Origin of the sequence: Halomonas sp. KAO (assembly GCF_015595025.1) — a bacterium.
In the GTDB taxonomy this organism is placed as follows: domain Bacteria; phylum Pseudomonadota; class Gammaproteobacteria; order Pseudomonadales; family Halomonadaceae; genus Halomonas.
Map to the genome: position 1 here is coordinate 212,171 of NZ_JADNRL010000037.1, position 15,512 is coordinate 227,682.

Here is a 15,512-nt window from a genome sequence, read left to right on the forward strand (position 1 = left end):
GATGGGCGAATATCAGCGCTGGGTGGCGAGGCCTGCGGTCACCGGAGCCTCTTCCGGCCGCGTGGTCGGCTTGGCGTCCTGCGCCGAGTCGCTGTAGTTGCCCACGCGTTCGGCGATGGTGTCGAAGTCGAAGCGCTCGCGGCTGTTCAGGCTCATCACCACGCAGACCAGGGTGCTGGTGCCGTAGGCGGTCAGCGAGGCCAGCAGCACGGTGTAGTCGCGCAGGAAGCCGGTGGCGAAGATCAGCATGGCGATCATTGCCAGAAACCCGGCGATAAAGCCGACGGTGCGGCCGAAGAAGCCGAATGCCATCAGGCCGATGATCACGCCGCCGCCGATGCTGGCCAGCAGTTCGAAGAACAGGCCGCCGGGACCGGCCAGGTCGACCAGCTCGAAGCGCGCCACACAGAACAGCACCATGGCGACCAGTACCGATACGGTAAAGGCCTGGTTGGTAATGCGGTTCCAGAAGCAGCTGGCGATCACCGGGAAGACGATGGCTCCCCACAGGGCACCCACGAAGACCAGCATCACCAGGATATCCAGCGAGAAGCTGGCGAAGACGATGCCGACGACCGTGGCGGTGATCATGGTCAGGCGGCCCACCAGCAGCATGCGTTTGGGGTCGACATTGTCGCGGGCGATATTCTTGCCGTAGACGTCGGCCATCATGATCGCCGACAGTGCCGAGAGGTCGGAATCGGCGGTGGAGGAGAGCGAGCCGATCACCAGGATAAAGAACAGTGCGATGAAGATCGGCGGCAGGTAGCCGGAAACCATCTGCGGAATCAGGTTGTTCATGTTGCCGTTCAGCGGCTCCATGCCCAGCGTCAGCGCCATCAGGCCGATCATGCCCAGGCCGATGACGATGGCGCCGTAGCCCACGGTGGCGGTCAGGAAGGTCGGCTTGATGTGATTCTCGTTCACCGCGAACAGGCGCTGAGAGATGGTCTGGTTACCGATGGCATAGGCCAGCACGGCGACGAAGAAGGGAGCGCCCTGGTTGAGGATGGCATCGCTGGAGAAGAAGTTGGTCTGCTCCACGGTCAGGTTGTCGAGACCGGCGACCAGCTCGGAGGGGCCGCCCATGGCGAAGAACACCGCGGGAATGATCACGATGGCAATGGCCATGAGCGCCACCAGCTGGGCGAAGTCGGTGAGTACCGAGGCACGAAAGCCCGACCACAGGGTATACATCAGCACGCCGACACCGGAGATGATGACGCCGGCCTGGAAGGAGAGCGGCGAAAGCACCGAAACCAGCGCACCGGCGGCGGTGAAGTTGACCATCAGGCTGATGATGCTGCCCAGCACGTTGGAAAACGCCAGGATCAGCTGGCTGGAGCTGCCGTGACGGGCGTGGATCAGCTCGCCAAGGGTGGCGGCGTTGGGGGCGAGCTTCCTGAAGCGCCGGCCGAACGGGTAGATGAACAGGATCATCAGGGCGCCCCACAGGCCATAGTGGATGGGGCCCGAGACGCCATAGGTGTAGCCCGAGGTGGCGGCGGCGTAGAAGGAGGCGGCCCAGATCCAGGTGGCGGTCATGCTGGCGGCGCCGATGCCGAACCCGATGCGGTGGTTGGAGACCATGAACTCGTCGGCACACTCCTTCTTCTTGCGGATGCCGAGCGTGAGCAGGTAGGTGCCGCCGTAGAAGGCCAGCAGCAGCAGGATCACGGTCAGGGTGGAGAATTGGTATAGAGATTCGCTGTTCAAGGGCAGTCCCTCGGTAGGTGGATAGAACACGTCCTGGGCACTTCTTGTCGGTGCTGTAAGCAGGACGCAATGGGCCGAGCCGGGCAAAATCCGAACGATAGACAGGGGCTAGCGCGCACAGGAGGTCCTGGGCGGCGGCAGCGGCGCTGTAGCGGGTGGTCGGCTCTATGGCGGCAGGCGAGTGCCGCGACAATACGGTATTACCCCAGCGCGGGGGGAGCAGGTGGAGGGCGTGACGGCATGCGTCTGCCCTTGTTGGCAAAGTGTAGCGACATGGATTCCTTCTCTTTCGATAACGTCATCGACGATCGGCCGAGGTAACGGCGATCCAGTCTGCGATGAGGCAAGACCAGGGGGGCGGGGCGCAGGGGCCATCGCCCGTCAGAGAGCCGCTGGAGGCACAGTGGCCTGATCCAGGGCCCACTTACCCTACCCACACAGGGGGGATATGTCCAATCGGTCTCGAATCAGAAGGCAATTGTGCTCAGCTACGCCGAAAAGCTCGCCTCGAGAAGGAGGGGGCGGCGCGCTTCGGCTCCGCGGCGGCGACCACGCTGCCCGCGACCACCAGCACGGCCGCCAGCGGCAGTCGCCAGTCCGGTACGCTGACGCCCGCCAGTACCAGGAAGAGGGTGGCCACCACCGGCACGCCATGGGCCAGGTTGCCGACGCGGTGGGCCAGGGGATCGCGCATGGCGCGGTCCCAGGCCAGCATGGCCAGTCCGTAGGGGCCCAGCCCCAGGGCGACGACGATCACCAGGGTGTCCCTGGCAGGCAAAGCGATGGTGCCCTCCAGGGCCAGGCTGGCGCCGCCGGTCAGCAGGCTGGCGATCAGCAGCAGGTGTGGCATGCGGTCTCCCAGGCGCCAGGCCGCGACCTGTCCCGCCAGGGAGTAGAGCGCCCAGCACAGCGCGCCCAGCGCAGCCAACAGATAGCCCACCCAGGAGCCGGAGGCGCCGCCGCTCAGCGCCTGGGGCCCCACCAGCAGCGCGGCGCCAGAGAAGGCCAGACTGGTACCGAGCAGGCAGTTCCCCGGCAGGCGGCCCAGGGCTCGCCACTGGCTGGCCAGCAGAAACAGCACCGGCCAGGTGTAGAGAATCAGCGCGACCTGCTCGGCCGGCGCCCGGTTGAATGCGGCGAAGCAGGCGCCTACCGCACCGGCGGTCAACAGTGGCACGCCCAGGTAGACGACCACCCCTTCCAGCGGACGCAGCGGGGCATCCCGGTGACGGCGACGGCGTGCCATGGGCAGGGTGCCCAGCGCACCGGCCAGCAGTGCCAGCGCCGAGAGGCGCAACGGCGGCAGGTCGCCCGCCTGATTGGCCAGCAGCGGTACCAGCGCCCACAGCAATACCGCCAGCGCCGCGGCGCCGCCGCCGAGCCAGGGAGAGTGTGTGAGGTGTGGACGCTGAAGTTGCATGGTCGAGGCCTCCCGTGAAGCGTGGATGGAGTCAGACTGGATGTTGACCCCATGCTAGCCGTGCCATACTCATCACAATATCGATCTTAATTGATCATTCTCATCAAGAGGATTGATGAATCATGCGTGCCCCGACCCTCGATCTCGCCCTGCTGCGCACCCTGGTGGCGGTGGCCGATACCGGAAGCGTCACCGCCGCCGCGCGGCGCCTGGCCTTTACCCAGTCGACCGTGAGCATGCAGCTCTCGCGCCTGGAGGCGGTGCTCGAGGTGTCGCTCCACGAGCGGCAGGGGCGGCGCATCCGCTTCACCGCCGAAGGGGAACGGCTGCTGGAGCATGCCCGACGGCTGCTGGCGCTCAACGACGAGGTGCTGGCCGACATGCGTACACGGCGTGTCACCGGAGAGCTCAACCTGGGGATTCCCGAGGACTATGCACCGCTGCTGACGGCGGTGTTCTCCTGGTTTCATCAGCTCTATCCGGATGTCGGTCTGCAGGTCACCTGCGGCGTCAGTGCCGAGCTGGTGGAGCGCGTGCGTGCCGATGAACTCGACCTGGCGCTGGTCACTCGTCAACGCCGTTCGCCGGGCGGCGAGATGATCCGCCGCGAACCGCTGACCTGGGCGGTGGGGCTGGAGCGTCAGCCGCCGCTCTCCGACCCCCTGCCGCTGGCACTCTATTCGCCCGGCGCGGACCTCTTTCGTGAGTCGGCGGAGGACGCCCTGGCCGCCGCGGGTCGTGACTGGCGGGTGGCCTATACCAGTCAATCCATGGCCGGGCTGGCACCGGTGGTGCAGGCGGGGCTGGCCATCGTGGTGGTCACCCGCAGCATGCTCGGGCCCCAGCTGCGTGCCCTGGACGAATCCAGTGGAATGCCGCCGCTGCCGGCCGTGGAGCTGGCCCTGCACCGTGCCGCCCGCCGCCCGACCGAGCCCGCCCGGCGCCTGGCCGAGCTGATCCGTGAAGAGCTGGCGCCGGCCAGAATGAGCTGGGTCAGCCGGGACGAGTTAGGTCGATAGCAGGGTTATCGAGGTTTCCGACAGGGTGATAGTGAAAGGCGCCGGGGACAGGTCGAAGAGGGGGTCCGAGGACCAGGGATGGCCGAGGTAGCCTACAAGGAAGTACTTGTAGCGCCCCCTTGTAGACCTGTCGCCGGAACAGTCTTGAGCGATGCTGCCATCTGCAATGGTCCAGGGGTCGACAGGAGTTGGGTCGATAGGGAGATGTCCGAGCGTTATACTCGGGTATTTACTCCTCTCTTTCCCCCGGCCACGCTGGCCCGCGACTGGAGCCGCCATGTTTCCCGAGTTCACACTGCGTTTCGCGCGCCTGCCCGAACGTTTCTATCTGCGCTTCGACCCCGTGCCGGTGCCCGAGCCTCGACTGGTCGTCTTCAATCGGCCGCTTGCGGAGGCGCTGGGCTTCGATCTCGACGCCTTCGAAGCGCAAGGCGCCGCCCGGTGGTTCTCCGGCAATCGTGTACCACAGGGCGCCGAGCCCCTCGCCCAGGCCTATGCGGGCCACCAGTTCGGGCACTTCAATCCGCGTCTCGGCGACGGTCGAGCGGTGCTGCTCGGCGAGGTGACCGATCGAGAGGGCCACCTGCGCGATATTCAGCTCAAGGGCGCCGGCATGACCCCCTTCTCCCGGGGGGCCGACGGGCGTGCACCGCTGGGCCCGGTGCTGCGCGAGTATCTGATCAGCGAGGCGATGCACCGGCTCGGCGTGCCCACCACCCGAGCGCTTGCCGCGGTGACCAGCGGCGAGCGGCTGTTTCGCCGCGTGCCGGAGCCGGGGGCCGTGCTGACCCGGGTGGCGGCGAGCCATCTGCGGGTGGGCACCTTCCAGTACTTCGCCGCGCGTGATGATGGTGAGGCGGTGCGCATGCTGGCTGATATGGCCATCGAGCGGCACTATCCAGGCCTGCTGACCGCCGAGCAGGGCGAGGGCGAGCGCTACCTGGGCCTGCTCGAAGCGGTGGCCGACCGTCAGGCGTCACTGGTGGCGAAGTGGATGGGGTTAGGCTTTGTCCACGGGGTGATGAATACCGACAACTGCACCATCTCGGGCGAGACCATCGACTATGGCCCCTGCGCCTTCATGGAAGCCTACTCGCCGACCATGGTGTTCAGCTCCATCGATGAGCAGGGGCGCTACGCCTACCGCAATCAGCCGTGGATCGCCCAGTGGAATCTGGCGCGTTTCGCCGAGACCCTGATTTCGCTGATCGACGATGACCAGGAGACGGCGGTCGCGAAGGCCACCGAGGTGATCAAGCGCTATGAGCCGTGGTACGAGGCCGAGTGGCTGGCGGTGATGCGTGCCAAGCTGGGGCTGGAGCGGGAGGAGGAGGGCGACCGTGAGCTAGTCGAGGCCCTGCTCGAGGCGATGCAGGCCGGACGCGCCGACTTCACCCTGACCTTTCGCCGCCTGAGCGAGGCGCTGGAGCAGGACGCCCCCGCGCTGTTCGAACTGTTCGAGACCGGCGACGGCCTGGCCGCCTGGCTGCCGCGCTGGCGCGAGCGCCTGGCTCGGGAGACGGCCGATGCCGGCGCGATCGCCGCCCGCATGAACGGCGTCAACCCGCTCTATATCCCGCGCAACCACCAGGTGGAAAGAGTGATTGCCGCCGCCGTCGAACACGACGACTTCGGTCCCTTCGAGGCCCTCGGTGAAGTGCTGGCAGAGCCCTTTACCGAGCAGCCTGGCCGGGAGGAGTATACGCAGCCTGCCCCGTCCACCGAGCGGGTCTTTCGCACCTTCTGCGGGACCTGACAGGCCACTGCCACAAGCCGAAGCTGGGCGCACGGATCGCCAACTGACCCTCAATGATTGAATGGCCGGCCCGGCGGTCTCAAGTTTCAATCGTCGGTCATGGTCTGGGCCCTGTATCTCTTGGGGGCCAGGCCATTTCGTTTCTGCTTCCGTTTCAGGCATCAGCCGGCGCCGGTCGCCGGGATCACCATCTCCTTCGTCGCCCCCATCAGAAAGGCGCGGTTGGCCTCCAGCGCCTCGCGCAGGTAGTCCCACAGCAGGCGCACCCTGGCCAGCCGGCGCTGCTCCTGCCGGGCGGTGATCCAGAACTGACGGTCCACCGCGATCTCCTGCTCCAGCACGTTGTGCAGGATCGGCGAGGTGCTGGCCATGAAACAGGGCAGGATGGCGAGCCCCGCACCGTGGACGCACGCGGCGTGCTGCGTGGTCACGCTGGTGCTGCGCATGGTGAAGTGGGGCGGCTTGCCGATGGTCGACGGCTCGAGCAGCGGCTCCAGATAGCTGAGCTGCTCGCTGAAGATCAGATCGTCGACATAGCCCACCAGACGATGTTCGCCCAGCTCGGAGAGGTGCTGCGGCGTGCCGTGGCGAGCCAGATAGCCCTCGCTGCCATAGAGCCGCAGGCGATAGTCACACAGCCGCGAGATCACCAGGCCTGGGCTGACCGGGCGCTCCACGGTGATCGCCAGGTCCGCCTCGTGGCGGCTCAGGTTGACCACCCGGGGCAGGGCGAGCAGGTCCAGGGTGACCCCTGGATGGCGCTCGCAGAAGGCCGAGAGCAGGGGGGCGATCACCCAGGTGCTGAAGCCTTCGGTCACGCCGAGGCGGATCTGGCCACTGATCTGGTGGTTCTTGTCGGTCAGGCTCTCGCCGGCCTCGAAGGCGTGACGGGCCATCTCCTCAGCGTGGGCGAGCAGCTGCTGGCCGGCCTCGGTGAGGTGATAGCCATGGGTGCTGCGCTCGAAGAGCTGGGTGTTGAGCCTCTGCTCGAAGCGCCGGGTGCGCCGCGACAGGGTGGAGTGGTCCAGCCCCAGGCGTCGGGCGGCATCGGTAAGCCGCTGACTGCGGGCGACCTCGAGGAAGATCTGGATGTCGTGCCAGTCGAGCATGATGGCTCTCCACCGGGTGGTTTGCTTGTGCATTAATGCACAAGCAATGTGCCCGAGTACCCGTTGTCATGCCATGCGACCTCTGGATAGACTCATCTTCACTCTCTTGCGTGTATTTCTACACACAAAGTCTAATGACGGATGATGGCAACGGCCGCCGATACGGCCCACAACGACAAGCCAGTCCTCCGCCAGCCACAGCATGACACCGACACGACTCGATGCCGGTAGCGACAATCCAGAGGAGCACGCCCATGTCAGTCCGCGAAATCCCCATGTACATCGACGGCCAGCCCATCCAGTCCGCCAGCCAGGAGTGGCGCGATGTGGTCAATCCCGCTACCCAGGAAGTGGTGGCTCGGGTGCCGTTCTGTACCGCAGAGGAGGTGGAGCGTGCCGTGGCCAGCGCCAAGGAGGCCTTCAAGACCTGGCGCAAGGTGCCGCTCGGCAAGCGCATGCGCATCATGCTCAAGCTGCAGGCGCTGATCCGCGAGCATACCGATGAGCTGGCCGCGCTGATCACCGAGGAGCACGGCAAGACCCTGCCCGATGCTGCCGGTGAAGTGGGTCGCGGCCTGGAAGTGGTGGAGCACGCCTGCTCGATCACCTCCCTGCAGCTGGGCGAGCTGGCCGAGAATGCCGCCAACGAGGTGGATGTCTACACCATGCACCAGCCGCTGGGCGTGGGCGCCGGCATCACCGCCTTCAACTTCCCGATCATGCTGCCCTGCTTCATGTTCCCGCTGGCCATCGCCACCGGCAACACCTTCGTGCTCAAGCCCTCCGAGCAGGATCCCAGCTCCTCCATGCGTCTCGTCGAGCTGGCCCACGAGGCGGGCGTGCCGGCCGGCGTGCTCAACGTGGTTCACGGTGGCCCGGACGTGGCCAACCAGATCGCCGACCACCAGGACATCAAGGCGCTCTCCTTCATCGGTTCCACCCACGTGGGCTCGCTGCTCTACAACCGCGCCGCGGCCGCCGGCAAGCGCATGCAGTCGATGATGGGCGCCAAGAACCACTGTGTCGTGATGCCGGATGCCAACCGCAGCCAGGCGATCAACAACCTGCTGGGCTCCGCCTTCGGTGCCGCCGGCCAGCGCTGCATGGCCAACTCCGTGGTGGTGCTGGTGGGTGAGGCGCGCGAGTGGCTGGACGATATCGTCGAGGGCGCCCGCAACATGAAGGTGGGCCCCGGCACCCAGACCGACGCCGACCTCGGTCCGCTGGTCTCGCCCCAGGCCAAGGAGCGCGTCGAGCGCCTGATCACCGCCGGCGAGAAGGAGGGGGCCAAGCTGCTGGTCGACGGCCGCGGCTACGAGGTGGAAGGCTACCCGAACGGCAACTTCGTCGGCCCGACCCTGTTCGCCGACGTCACTCCGGAGATGACCATCTACCGTGAAGAGGTCTTCGGCCCCGTGCTCTGCGTGGTAAGTGTCGAGACCCTGGACGAGGCGATCGAGTTCATCAACGCCAACCCCAACGGCAACGGCACCTCGATCTTCACCAACTCCGGCTGGGTGGCGCGTCGCTTCGAGACCGATATCGACGTCGGCCAAATCGGTATCAACGTGCCGATCCCGGTGCCGGTCGCCTACTTCAGCTTCACCGGTTCGCGTGCTTCCAAGCTCGGCGACCTGGGCCCCAACGGCAAGCAGGCCATCGCCTTCTGGACCCAGACCAAGACCGTAACCGCTCGCTGGTTCGAGCCCGAGAACGTCTCCAGCGGCATCAACAGCACCATCTCTCTGGGCTGATCCTTTCGGCCCAGTGAACAGCGGCCCCGTCTCGAAAGAGGCGGGGCCGCCTGCGTTCAAAGTAGACGCTGGCAGCGAACCCAGTAAGTGGCCCGGCTGCGGGCTCGCAGTGAGGGTCGCCATGACGCCCAGCCGGACCCTATAGCTGCTACCCTGGGTAGCCGTCGATAGGGCAGGGAGAGGAACACCATGGAACGGTTACCGGAAGGCCTCTATGAGCGGCTTCTCGATGAAGAGCTCAGGGAGCAGCTGGAGGCGCAGCCTGATCTCAAGCCAGTGTTACGTAAGCTCGATGATGAGACGGCTCCCCACGTCTACGCCCAGTTCCTCGGCCAGTTACTTCATCAAGCCTTGCGAATCGTCGATGGCGATCATCGCCTTCCTCTTCTCAATCGCCTTATCGAGCTAATGTCGGCTACCGATGGCCTCGATTATCTGGCGCGAAAGAAACTGCTGGAGACGGATAAGCCGGTGCTTGGCGAGCTGGTGCAGGGTGCCCAGCGTCTGCCCCGACCGGCTACGCCACTGGCGACCAGTGCTCTGTTGACCGGGCTGGGGCATGACCCGCCCTTGGAGCACGAGCTTCGTGCCGAAATGGCTACGGCCGATAGCGTCGATATCCTGGTGTCATTTATCAAGTGGTCGGGGCTAAGGCTGTTGATGCCCGCCTTCGAGCACTTGGCCGACCGTAATATACCGGTTCGCTTGATCTCCACCAGCTATATGGGGGCCAGTGACCCGACGGCGCTGGAGTGGCTGACCCAACAGTCCAATGTCACCGTGCGAGTCTCCTACGATACCGGTGGCACGCGACTGCACGCCAAGGCCTATCACTTTCGACGTGCAAGTGGGTATTCAACCGCCTATATCGGCTCCGCGAATATGTCTCACTCGGCGATGACCCAGGGGCTTGAGTGGACCGTCAAGGTTACCGCCCAGGACATGCCGCATATTCTTGAGCGCTTCGAGGCGGAGTTTGCCGCCTACTGGGAGAGCGACGAGTTTGAGCCCTACACGGAGTCTGATTTCACGCGATTTCGGCGTGCGATCGCGGCCCATAAAGAGCGCGCGCAGAGAGGGGCAACGTTCTTTGCCGAAATCACACCACGGCCTTTTCAGCTCAGAATTCTTGAGGCGATCGATGCAGCACGCCAGCGCGGCTCGTATCGTAATCTGGTGGTCGCGGCCACCGGTACCGGCAAGACGGTGATATCGGCGCTGGATTATCGGCGGATCTGCGAGCGGGAGGGGCGTCAGGTGCCTTTGCTATTTGTTGCCCATCGCAAGGAGGTCCTGGAGCAGGCTCAGTCCTGTTACCGCACCGTGCTTCGCGACCAGAACTTCGGTGAGCTCTGGGTCGGTGGGTACGTGCCGACGGAACATCGTCATTTATTTGCCTCGGTTCAAATGCTGAACAGACAGCGGCCATGGGCATCATTGGGAGCCGACCACTTCCACTATGTGGTGATCGACGAGGCCCATCATGAGACCGCCAGCAGCTATCGGGCACTCCTCGAGGAGCTTGAGCCGGCCGTGCTGCTTGGGTTGACGGCCACGCCCGAGCGAATGGATGGAAGCAGCATCCTGCCGGACTTCGATGGCGACTTTGCTGCGGAGATTCGACTCCCCGAGGCCCTCGAAGAGAAGCTGCTGTGTCCCTTTCACTACTTCGGGGTCAGCGATAGCGTCGATCTCAGCGATGACAGCCTGTGGCGTAACGGCCGATATGATGCTCGTCAGCTGGAGCATCTGCTGACCGGAGACGACTTCCGTGCCAAGCAGCGGGTGGATACCGTTGTGCAGGCTTTGGAGCGTTATCAGCCCGACCTGCACGGTGTGCGCGCCGTAGGATTCTGTGCCGGGGTACGCCACGCCGAGTATATGGCGGAGTGCTTCAACCGGCTGGGCGAAGCGTACCGGGCCGCCGTGATTGTTGGTGACACGCCGACCGAGCTGCGTGCCGAGCGACTGCGCGAGTTCCGCGAAGGAAGACTCCCCTTTCTCTTCACCGTCGATGTACTGAGTGAAGGGGTCGATGTTCCCGATATCAACCTAGTGATGTTCCTGCGCCCTACCGAGAGTCTGACGGTGTTTCTGCAGCAGCTGGGTCGTGGTCTTCGTCATGCGCCAGGGAAGGAGTGCCTCACCGTTCTGGACTTCGTTGGACAACCCCATCGTCGCTACCGACTGGATACCCGGTTTACGGCCTTGCTAACCGGGCGGCGCCAACGCCTGGATCGAGAGGTGGAAGCCGACTTTCCCAGCCTACCGCCCGGCTGCAGCATCCAACTCGAGCGGGTGGCGCGAGAGCGAGTGCTTGGCAAAATCCGCTCGGTACTGGCCGACCTTAACCACTTTATTCCCGAGACGCTGCGCACCTGGTCGGAAGAGGTGGGGCAGCCGCTCACCTTCGGACGCTTCCTGGAGGCGACCGGGCTGACGCCTGTCCAGGTGCTGTCACGCCGTAGCTGGACCGAGTGGAAGGCGTTGGCGGAGCGGCGAGCGATGCCCGAGGACCCCGATCTCGATCAGGCGCGCAAGGCGTTGCCGCGTATCGCACTGCGTAGCGACCCCGAACTGCTCACGGCCATCGAAACCCTGGGACAACCCGAGGGCGTCGAGGAAGCGCTGGGGCGCTACGACACCGCGCAACAGACGGCGTTGCACTATCTGCTGTGGGGAAGGAAGGGCGGTCTGGTAGGTATCGACACTCTCGAGCAGTCGCTGCACAAGTGGCGAGATAACCCCAATGTGGCGGCAGATGCCGCAGAAGTGGCTGCATGGCGACGCGGCCACCAGCAGGTACCGCTGCGTCCCCTTAACGATCTTCCATTCGACTGTGGGCTGCTATTGCATGGCGCCTATGGGATGGCAGAAATCAAGGCAGCACTTGGGCTAGCAAGCTTGGAGAAGCCGGGCTCGACCGGCGTGGGGGTGATCCATGCTAAGGAGATTCGCGCCTATATCCACCTGGTGACCTTCCAGAAAGATGACAGCGATTTTTCCCCCACGACGCGTTATCGCGACTACCCCATCAGCCGTACGCTACTTCACTGGGAGAGTCAGTCGAACACCACGCAGCTTAGCTCTACGGGGCAGAACTACATCCACTTTCAGGAACGCGGTTATACCATTCTCTTCTTCGCACGCTTGACCAAGCGAATCGAGGGCGAAACGGCACCCTTTATCTTCCTGGGGCCCGCGAAGGCATTGACGAGCCTTCAGGGGGACCGGCCCATCGCCATGACCTGGGAGTTGGCCCACCCCATGCCGGCCGGGATGTTCGAGGAGGCGAGGCCGGCATAGCCGAGGCCTCGACAAACCGCATGCGACTTTAGCAGGCGTGTTGACGTTAACGTAAGCTGATATCGTGAGCGAGGCGACAACAACCACAAACCAGGACTCACCATGACCAGTTCAATCAGCCGTTTTCCCGTACCGGAGTCGATCCACGACCTGCCCGACGATATCCGCGACGCCATCCTGGCGGTGCAGGAGAAGGCCGGCTTCGTGCCCAATGTCTTCCTGATGCTGGCGCATCGCCCGGCCGAGTTCCGCGCCTTCTTCGCCTACCATGACGCCCTGATGGAGCGTGAGTCCGATACGCTGACCAAGGCGGAGAAGGAGATGATCGTGGTGGCCACCAGCGCCCGCAACCGGTGCCTCTACTGCGTGGTGGCCCACGGTGCCCTGGTGCGTATCTACAGCAAGGACCCGTTGCTGGCCGACCAGGTGGCGATCAACCATCGCACCGCGCCGATCAGCGAGCGGCATCGCACCATGCTCGACTTCGCGATGTACTGCGCCCTGGAGGTGGGGGAGCTTACCGAGGAGTGGGAGACTCGCCTGGAGTCGGCCGGCTTCACTCGCGACGATATTTGGGATATCGGCGCCGTCGCCGCCTTCTTCGGCCTCTCCAACCGCCTGGTCACCCTGACCGGCACGCCACCCAACGAGGAGTTCTACCTGATGGGGCGGGTACCGCGGGAGAAGTAGACAGCGAGCTCCAATAATTGATTGGCGCGATGTATAGGCTGGTAGGCTAATCATCGAAAAGGGTCATATACCGGGCGAACAACCAGTTATTGGAGGTGTGACCGTCATGAAGAAGATCGATATAGATATTGTTTCGGATATTGCCTGCCCCTGGTGTGCCATCGGCTATGCTCGGCTGGAGCTGGCCATGCAGCGGCTGGCGTCAGAGTTCGCATTCACGATCCGCTGGCACGCCTTCGAGCTGAATCCTGAACAGAGCGGAGAGGGGGAGCCGATCCTGCCGGCGCTGGCGCGCAAGTATGGGCGCAGCGAGGAGGAGATGAGCGCGTCTCAGGGTCAGATGATGACCATCGCGGAGGAGCTCGGCATCAACTTCGCGAAGATCCAGGAGCGACGCACCTGCAATACCTTCGATGCCCATCGGCTGGTCAAGTGGGCCGGTGAGAAGGGCGAGGCCACCGCCGTGAAGCAGGCGCTGTTCGAGGCCTATTTCGGCAGGGCGGAAGATGTCTCGGACCCCGATGTGCTTGTCCGCTGCGTTGAGGCCGCGGGGTTGTCCCCGGAAGGCGCCGGGGAAGTGCTTGAGTCGGCGCAGTATGCCGATGCCGTGCGCGAGGATGAGGCCCGCTATCAGCATGCCGGTGTCTCGTCCGTTCCGGCCTTCATTATCAACGACAAGTACCTGATTGCCGGGGCGCAGGAGCCTGACACCCTGGTGGGCGCACTGCAGGAGATCGCCGCGGAGTCGCCATAGCCGGCAGCGTGGGTTTATTGTACCGACGCGGCCCGGGGGATGGCCCTTGGCGTTATCCGGTCGGCACCGATAACCGGCCTGGATCTGTAGCCCCCTGACACCAACGACGCCCTGCCGGGGGTGACCGGCAGGGCGTCGCTGGTGTCAGGGGTGCCGTAGGACGGGGATCAGCGACCGCCGAACGCCTCGGGCATGATCGTCTGGGGCAGGAATAGGAACAGGTCCGGGATCAGGATGCCGGCCATAATGATCAGCATCACCAGGCCGATCAGCGGCAGGATGGCGACGAAGGCCCGGGGGGTGGAGACCGCGCCGATCTGGCTGGCGATCAGCAGACAGATGCCGTAGGGCGGCGTCACCAGGCCCAGGGTCAGCGACAGGATCACGATCAGCGCCATATGGATCTGGTTGATGTCGGCGGCCACGCAGATGCTCTGGATGATCGGCAGGAAGATGATCACCGCGGTGACCGGGCTGAGCACGGTACCGATGATCAGCATGAAGGCCATGACCATCAGCATGATGCCGATGCGTGTCTGGGTGACCGAGAGGATGAAGCGGGCCACCTCGTCGGCAATGCCGAGATAGGAGATCAGCCAGCCCATGATGCCGGCGGCAGCCACGGCGAACATCGGCAGCGAGTAGGCGATCACCGACTCGGCGAGGATGCCGGGGAGGGCGCGCAGACGGATGGCGCGATAGAACACCACCGCCAGCAACAGGCCCACCAGCACCGCTACCGAGGCCGCCTCGGTGGCGGTGAACACCCCGGCGGTGATGCCGCCCAGCACCACGATGGGCAGGATCATCGGCGGGGCGGCGACCAGGCCGGTGCGAGCGACCTGGCGCAGCGAGAACTCGCTCTCCGCCTGCAGGTTGTGGCGTCGGGCCACGCTGTAGGCGTAGCCCATCTGGGCCAGGCCGATCAGCAGCCCCGGTACCACGCCGCCCAGGAACAGTGCGCCTACCGAGACGTTGCCGAAGGCACCGTAGATCACCATCAGGATCGACGGCGGGATGATGCCGCCCAGCACCGAGGAGGCGGCGGTCAGTGCCACCGCGAAGGGCGAGGGGTAGCCGGCCTTCTTCATGGCCGGGATCAGCACCGCGCCGACGCTGGCCGTGTCGGCGGCAGCCGAGCCGGAGAGGCTGGCGAACATCATCGACACCATGACGTTGATATGGCCCAGGCCACCGCGAATATGGCCCACGGTGCTGTCGGCGAAGCGCAGCAGGCGGTCGGTGATGCCGCCATCGTTCATCAGCCGTCCCAGCAGTAGGAAGAACGGTACCGCGAGCAGCGGGAAGGAGTTGATGCTGGCGAACATCTGGTTGACCACCGAGGTCAGCGGAATATCGAGCTGCCAGATGGTGATGATGGAGGCCAGGCCGATGGCGAAGGCGATGGGGACGCTCAGCGCGATCAGCAGCAGGAAGCTGGCGATAAGCGTAACGATGGGACTCATGAGCAGGTGCTCTCCTCGGCTGCGGTGGACGTCGAGGCGGGTCGACCGATCAGGGCGCGAATATCCTCGTGGAGCACCTCGAGGGAGAACAGCGCCATGGCCACGCCGGCGATCGGCATCGCCATGAAGACGTAGGCCATGGGGGTGCCCAGCGATACCGAGCGGCGCCCCCAGCCCATGTCGGTGAGGATCTGGCCGTGGACCACCAGTACATAGATCAAGGGCAGGCAGGCCAGGCCGCCGAACAGGCGCAGGGCCCGGTTGGTGATCGCGAAGCGAGGGGGCAGCATCTCGATCACATAGTGGCTGCGCCGGCGTAGTGCCACCGCGGCGCCCAGGAAGACCGACCAGATGAAGCAGGCCATGGCCACTTCGTCGGACCAGGCCACCGAGATCTTCAGATAGTTGCGTGCCAGTACCTGATACAGAATGGTGGTGATGAAGACCGCGAACAGGGTCCCGCTCACCAGCAGGAACAGGGTTTCGATAAGATCGTTGAGTCGCCGCATATCGTGTTGCTCT

Annotated in this window: 11 protein-coding genes; 6 read left to right on the forward strand and 5 right to left on the reverse strand. The window is 64.7% G+C overall.

Annotated elements, in window-relative coordinates; translation table 11 throughout:
* Window positions 1-12 precede the first annotated feature (12 nt).
* Together IOC61_RS16980 and IOC61_RS16985 are read right to left on the reverse strand one after the other, a co-directional pair.
* Window positions 13-1,716, reverse strand: a complete 1,704-nt coding sequence (locus IOC61_RS16980; RefSeq protein ID WP_195689909.1) for a sodium:solute symporter family protein — start codon at window positions 1,714-1,716, stop codon at window positions 13-15.
* 484 nt (window positions 1,717-2,200) lie between these two features.
* Complete coding sequence (locus IOC61_RS16985) at window positions 2,201-3,136, reverse strand: DMT family transporter (protein ID WP_195689910.1); 936 nt, start codon at window positions 3,134-3,136, stop codon at window positions 2,201-2,203.
* Between the two features lie 122 nt (window positions 3,137-3,258).
* On the opposite strand from IOC61_RS16985, the gene IOC61_RS16990 reads away from it, so the two are divergent.
* Together IOC61_RS16990 and IOC61_RS16995 are read left to right on the forward strand one after the other, a co-directional pair.
* Window positions 3,259-4,155, forward strand: a complete 897-nt coding sequence (locus IOC61_RS16990; protein WP_195689911.1) for a LysR substrate-binding domain-containing protein — start codon at window positions 3,259-3,261, stop codon at window positions 4,153-4,155.
* 277 nt (window positions 4,156-4,432) lie between these two features.
* Window positions 4,433-5,911 carry a protein adenylyltransferase SelO gene (locus IOC61_RS16995; RefSeq protein WP_195689912.1) on the forward strand — a complete coding sequence of 493 codons (1,479 nt, stop codon included), beginning with the start codon at window positions 4,433-4,435 and terminating at the stop codon, window positions 5,909-5,911.
* Between the two features lie 161 nt (window positions 5,912-6,072).
* Here IOC61_RS16995 and IOC61_RS17000 read toward each other — a convergent pair whose 3' ends face one another.
* Window positions 6,073-7,020 carry a LysR family transcriptional regulator gene (locus IOC61_RS17000; RefSeq protein WP_195689913.1) on the reverse strand — a complete coding sequence of 316 codons (948 nt, stop codon included), beginning with the start codon at window positions 7,018-7,020 and terminating at the stop codon, window positions 6,073-6,075.
* 254 nt (window positions 7,021-7,274) lie between these two features.
* On the opposite strand from IOC61_RS17000, the gene IOC61_RS17005 reads away from it, so the two are divergent.
* The 4 genes from IOC61_RS17005 to IOC61_RS17020 all read left to right on the forward strand — a co-directional run bounded on the left by IOC61_RS17005 (window position 7,275) and on the right by IOC61_RS17020 (window position 13,524).
* A complete protein-coding gene (locus IOC61_RS17005; RefSeq protein ID WP_195689914.1) occupies window positions 7,275-8,774 on the forward strand; it encodes a CoA-acylating methylmalonate-semialdehyde dehydrogenase in 1,500 nt (499 codons plus the stop codon).
* 189 nt (window positions 8,775-8,963) lie between these two features.
* A complete protein-coding gene (locus IOC61_RS17010) occupies window positions 8,964-12,080 on the forward strand; it encodes a DUF3427 domain-containing protein (RefSeq protein WP_195689915.1) in 3,117 nt (1,038 codons plus the stop codon).
* Between the two features lie 102 nt (window positions 12,081-12,182).
* The gene (locus tag IOC61_RS17015) at window positions 12,183-12,770 is read left to right on the forward strand and encodes a peroxidase-related enzyme (protein WP_195689916.1); all 588 of its coding nucleotides are present in this window, start codon (window positions 12,183-12,185) and stop codon (window positions 12,768-12,770) included.
* A gap of 106 nt (window positions 12,771-12,876) precedes the next feature.
* Window positions 12,877-13,524 carry a DsbA family oxidoreductase gene (locus IOC61_RS17020; RefSeq protein ID WP_195689917.1) on the forward strand — a complete coding sequence of 216 codons (648 nt, stop codon included), beginning with the start codon at window positions 12,877-12,879 and terminating at the stop codon, window positions 13,522-13,524.
* Between the two features lie 167 nt (window positions 13,525-13,691).
* Here IOC61_RS17020 and IOC61_RS17025 read toward each other — a convergent pair whose 3' ends face one another.
* Both IOC61_RS17025 and IOC61_RS17030 read right to left on the reverse strand, forming a co-directional pair.
* Window positions 13,692-14,990, reverse strand: a complete 1,299-nt coding sequence (locus IOC61_RS17025; RefSeq protein ID WP_195689918.1) for a TRAP transporter large permease — start codon at window positions 14,988-14,990, stop codon at window positions 13,692-13,694.
* Window positions 14,987-15,499, reverse strand: coding sequence for a TRAP transporter small permease (locus tag IOC61_RS17030; RefSeq protein WP_195689919.1), 513 nt, complete (start codon window positions 15,497-15,499; stop codon window positions 14,987-14,989). The genes IOC61_RS17025 and IOC61_RS17030 overlap by 4 nt, the downstream gene beginning before the upstream one ends.
* Between the last annotated feature and the right edge of the window lie 13 nt (window positions 15,500-15,512).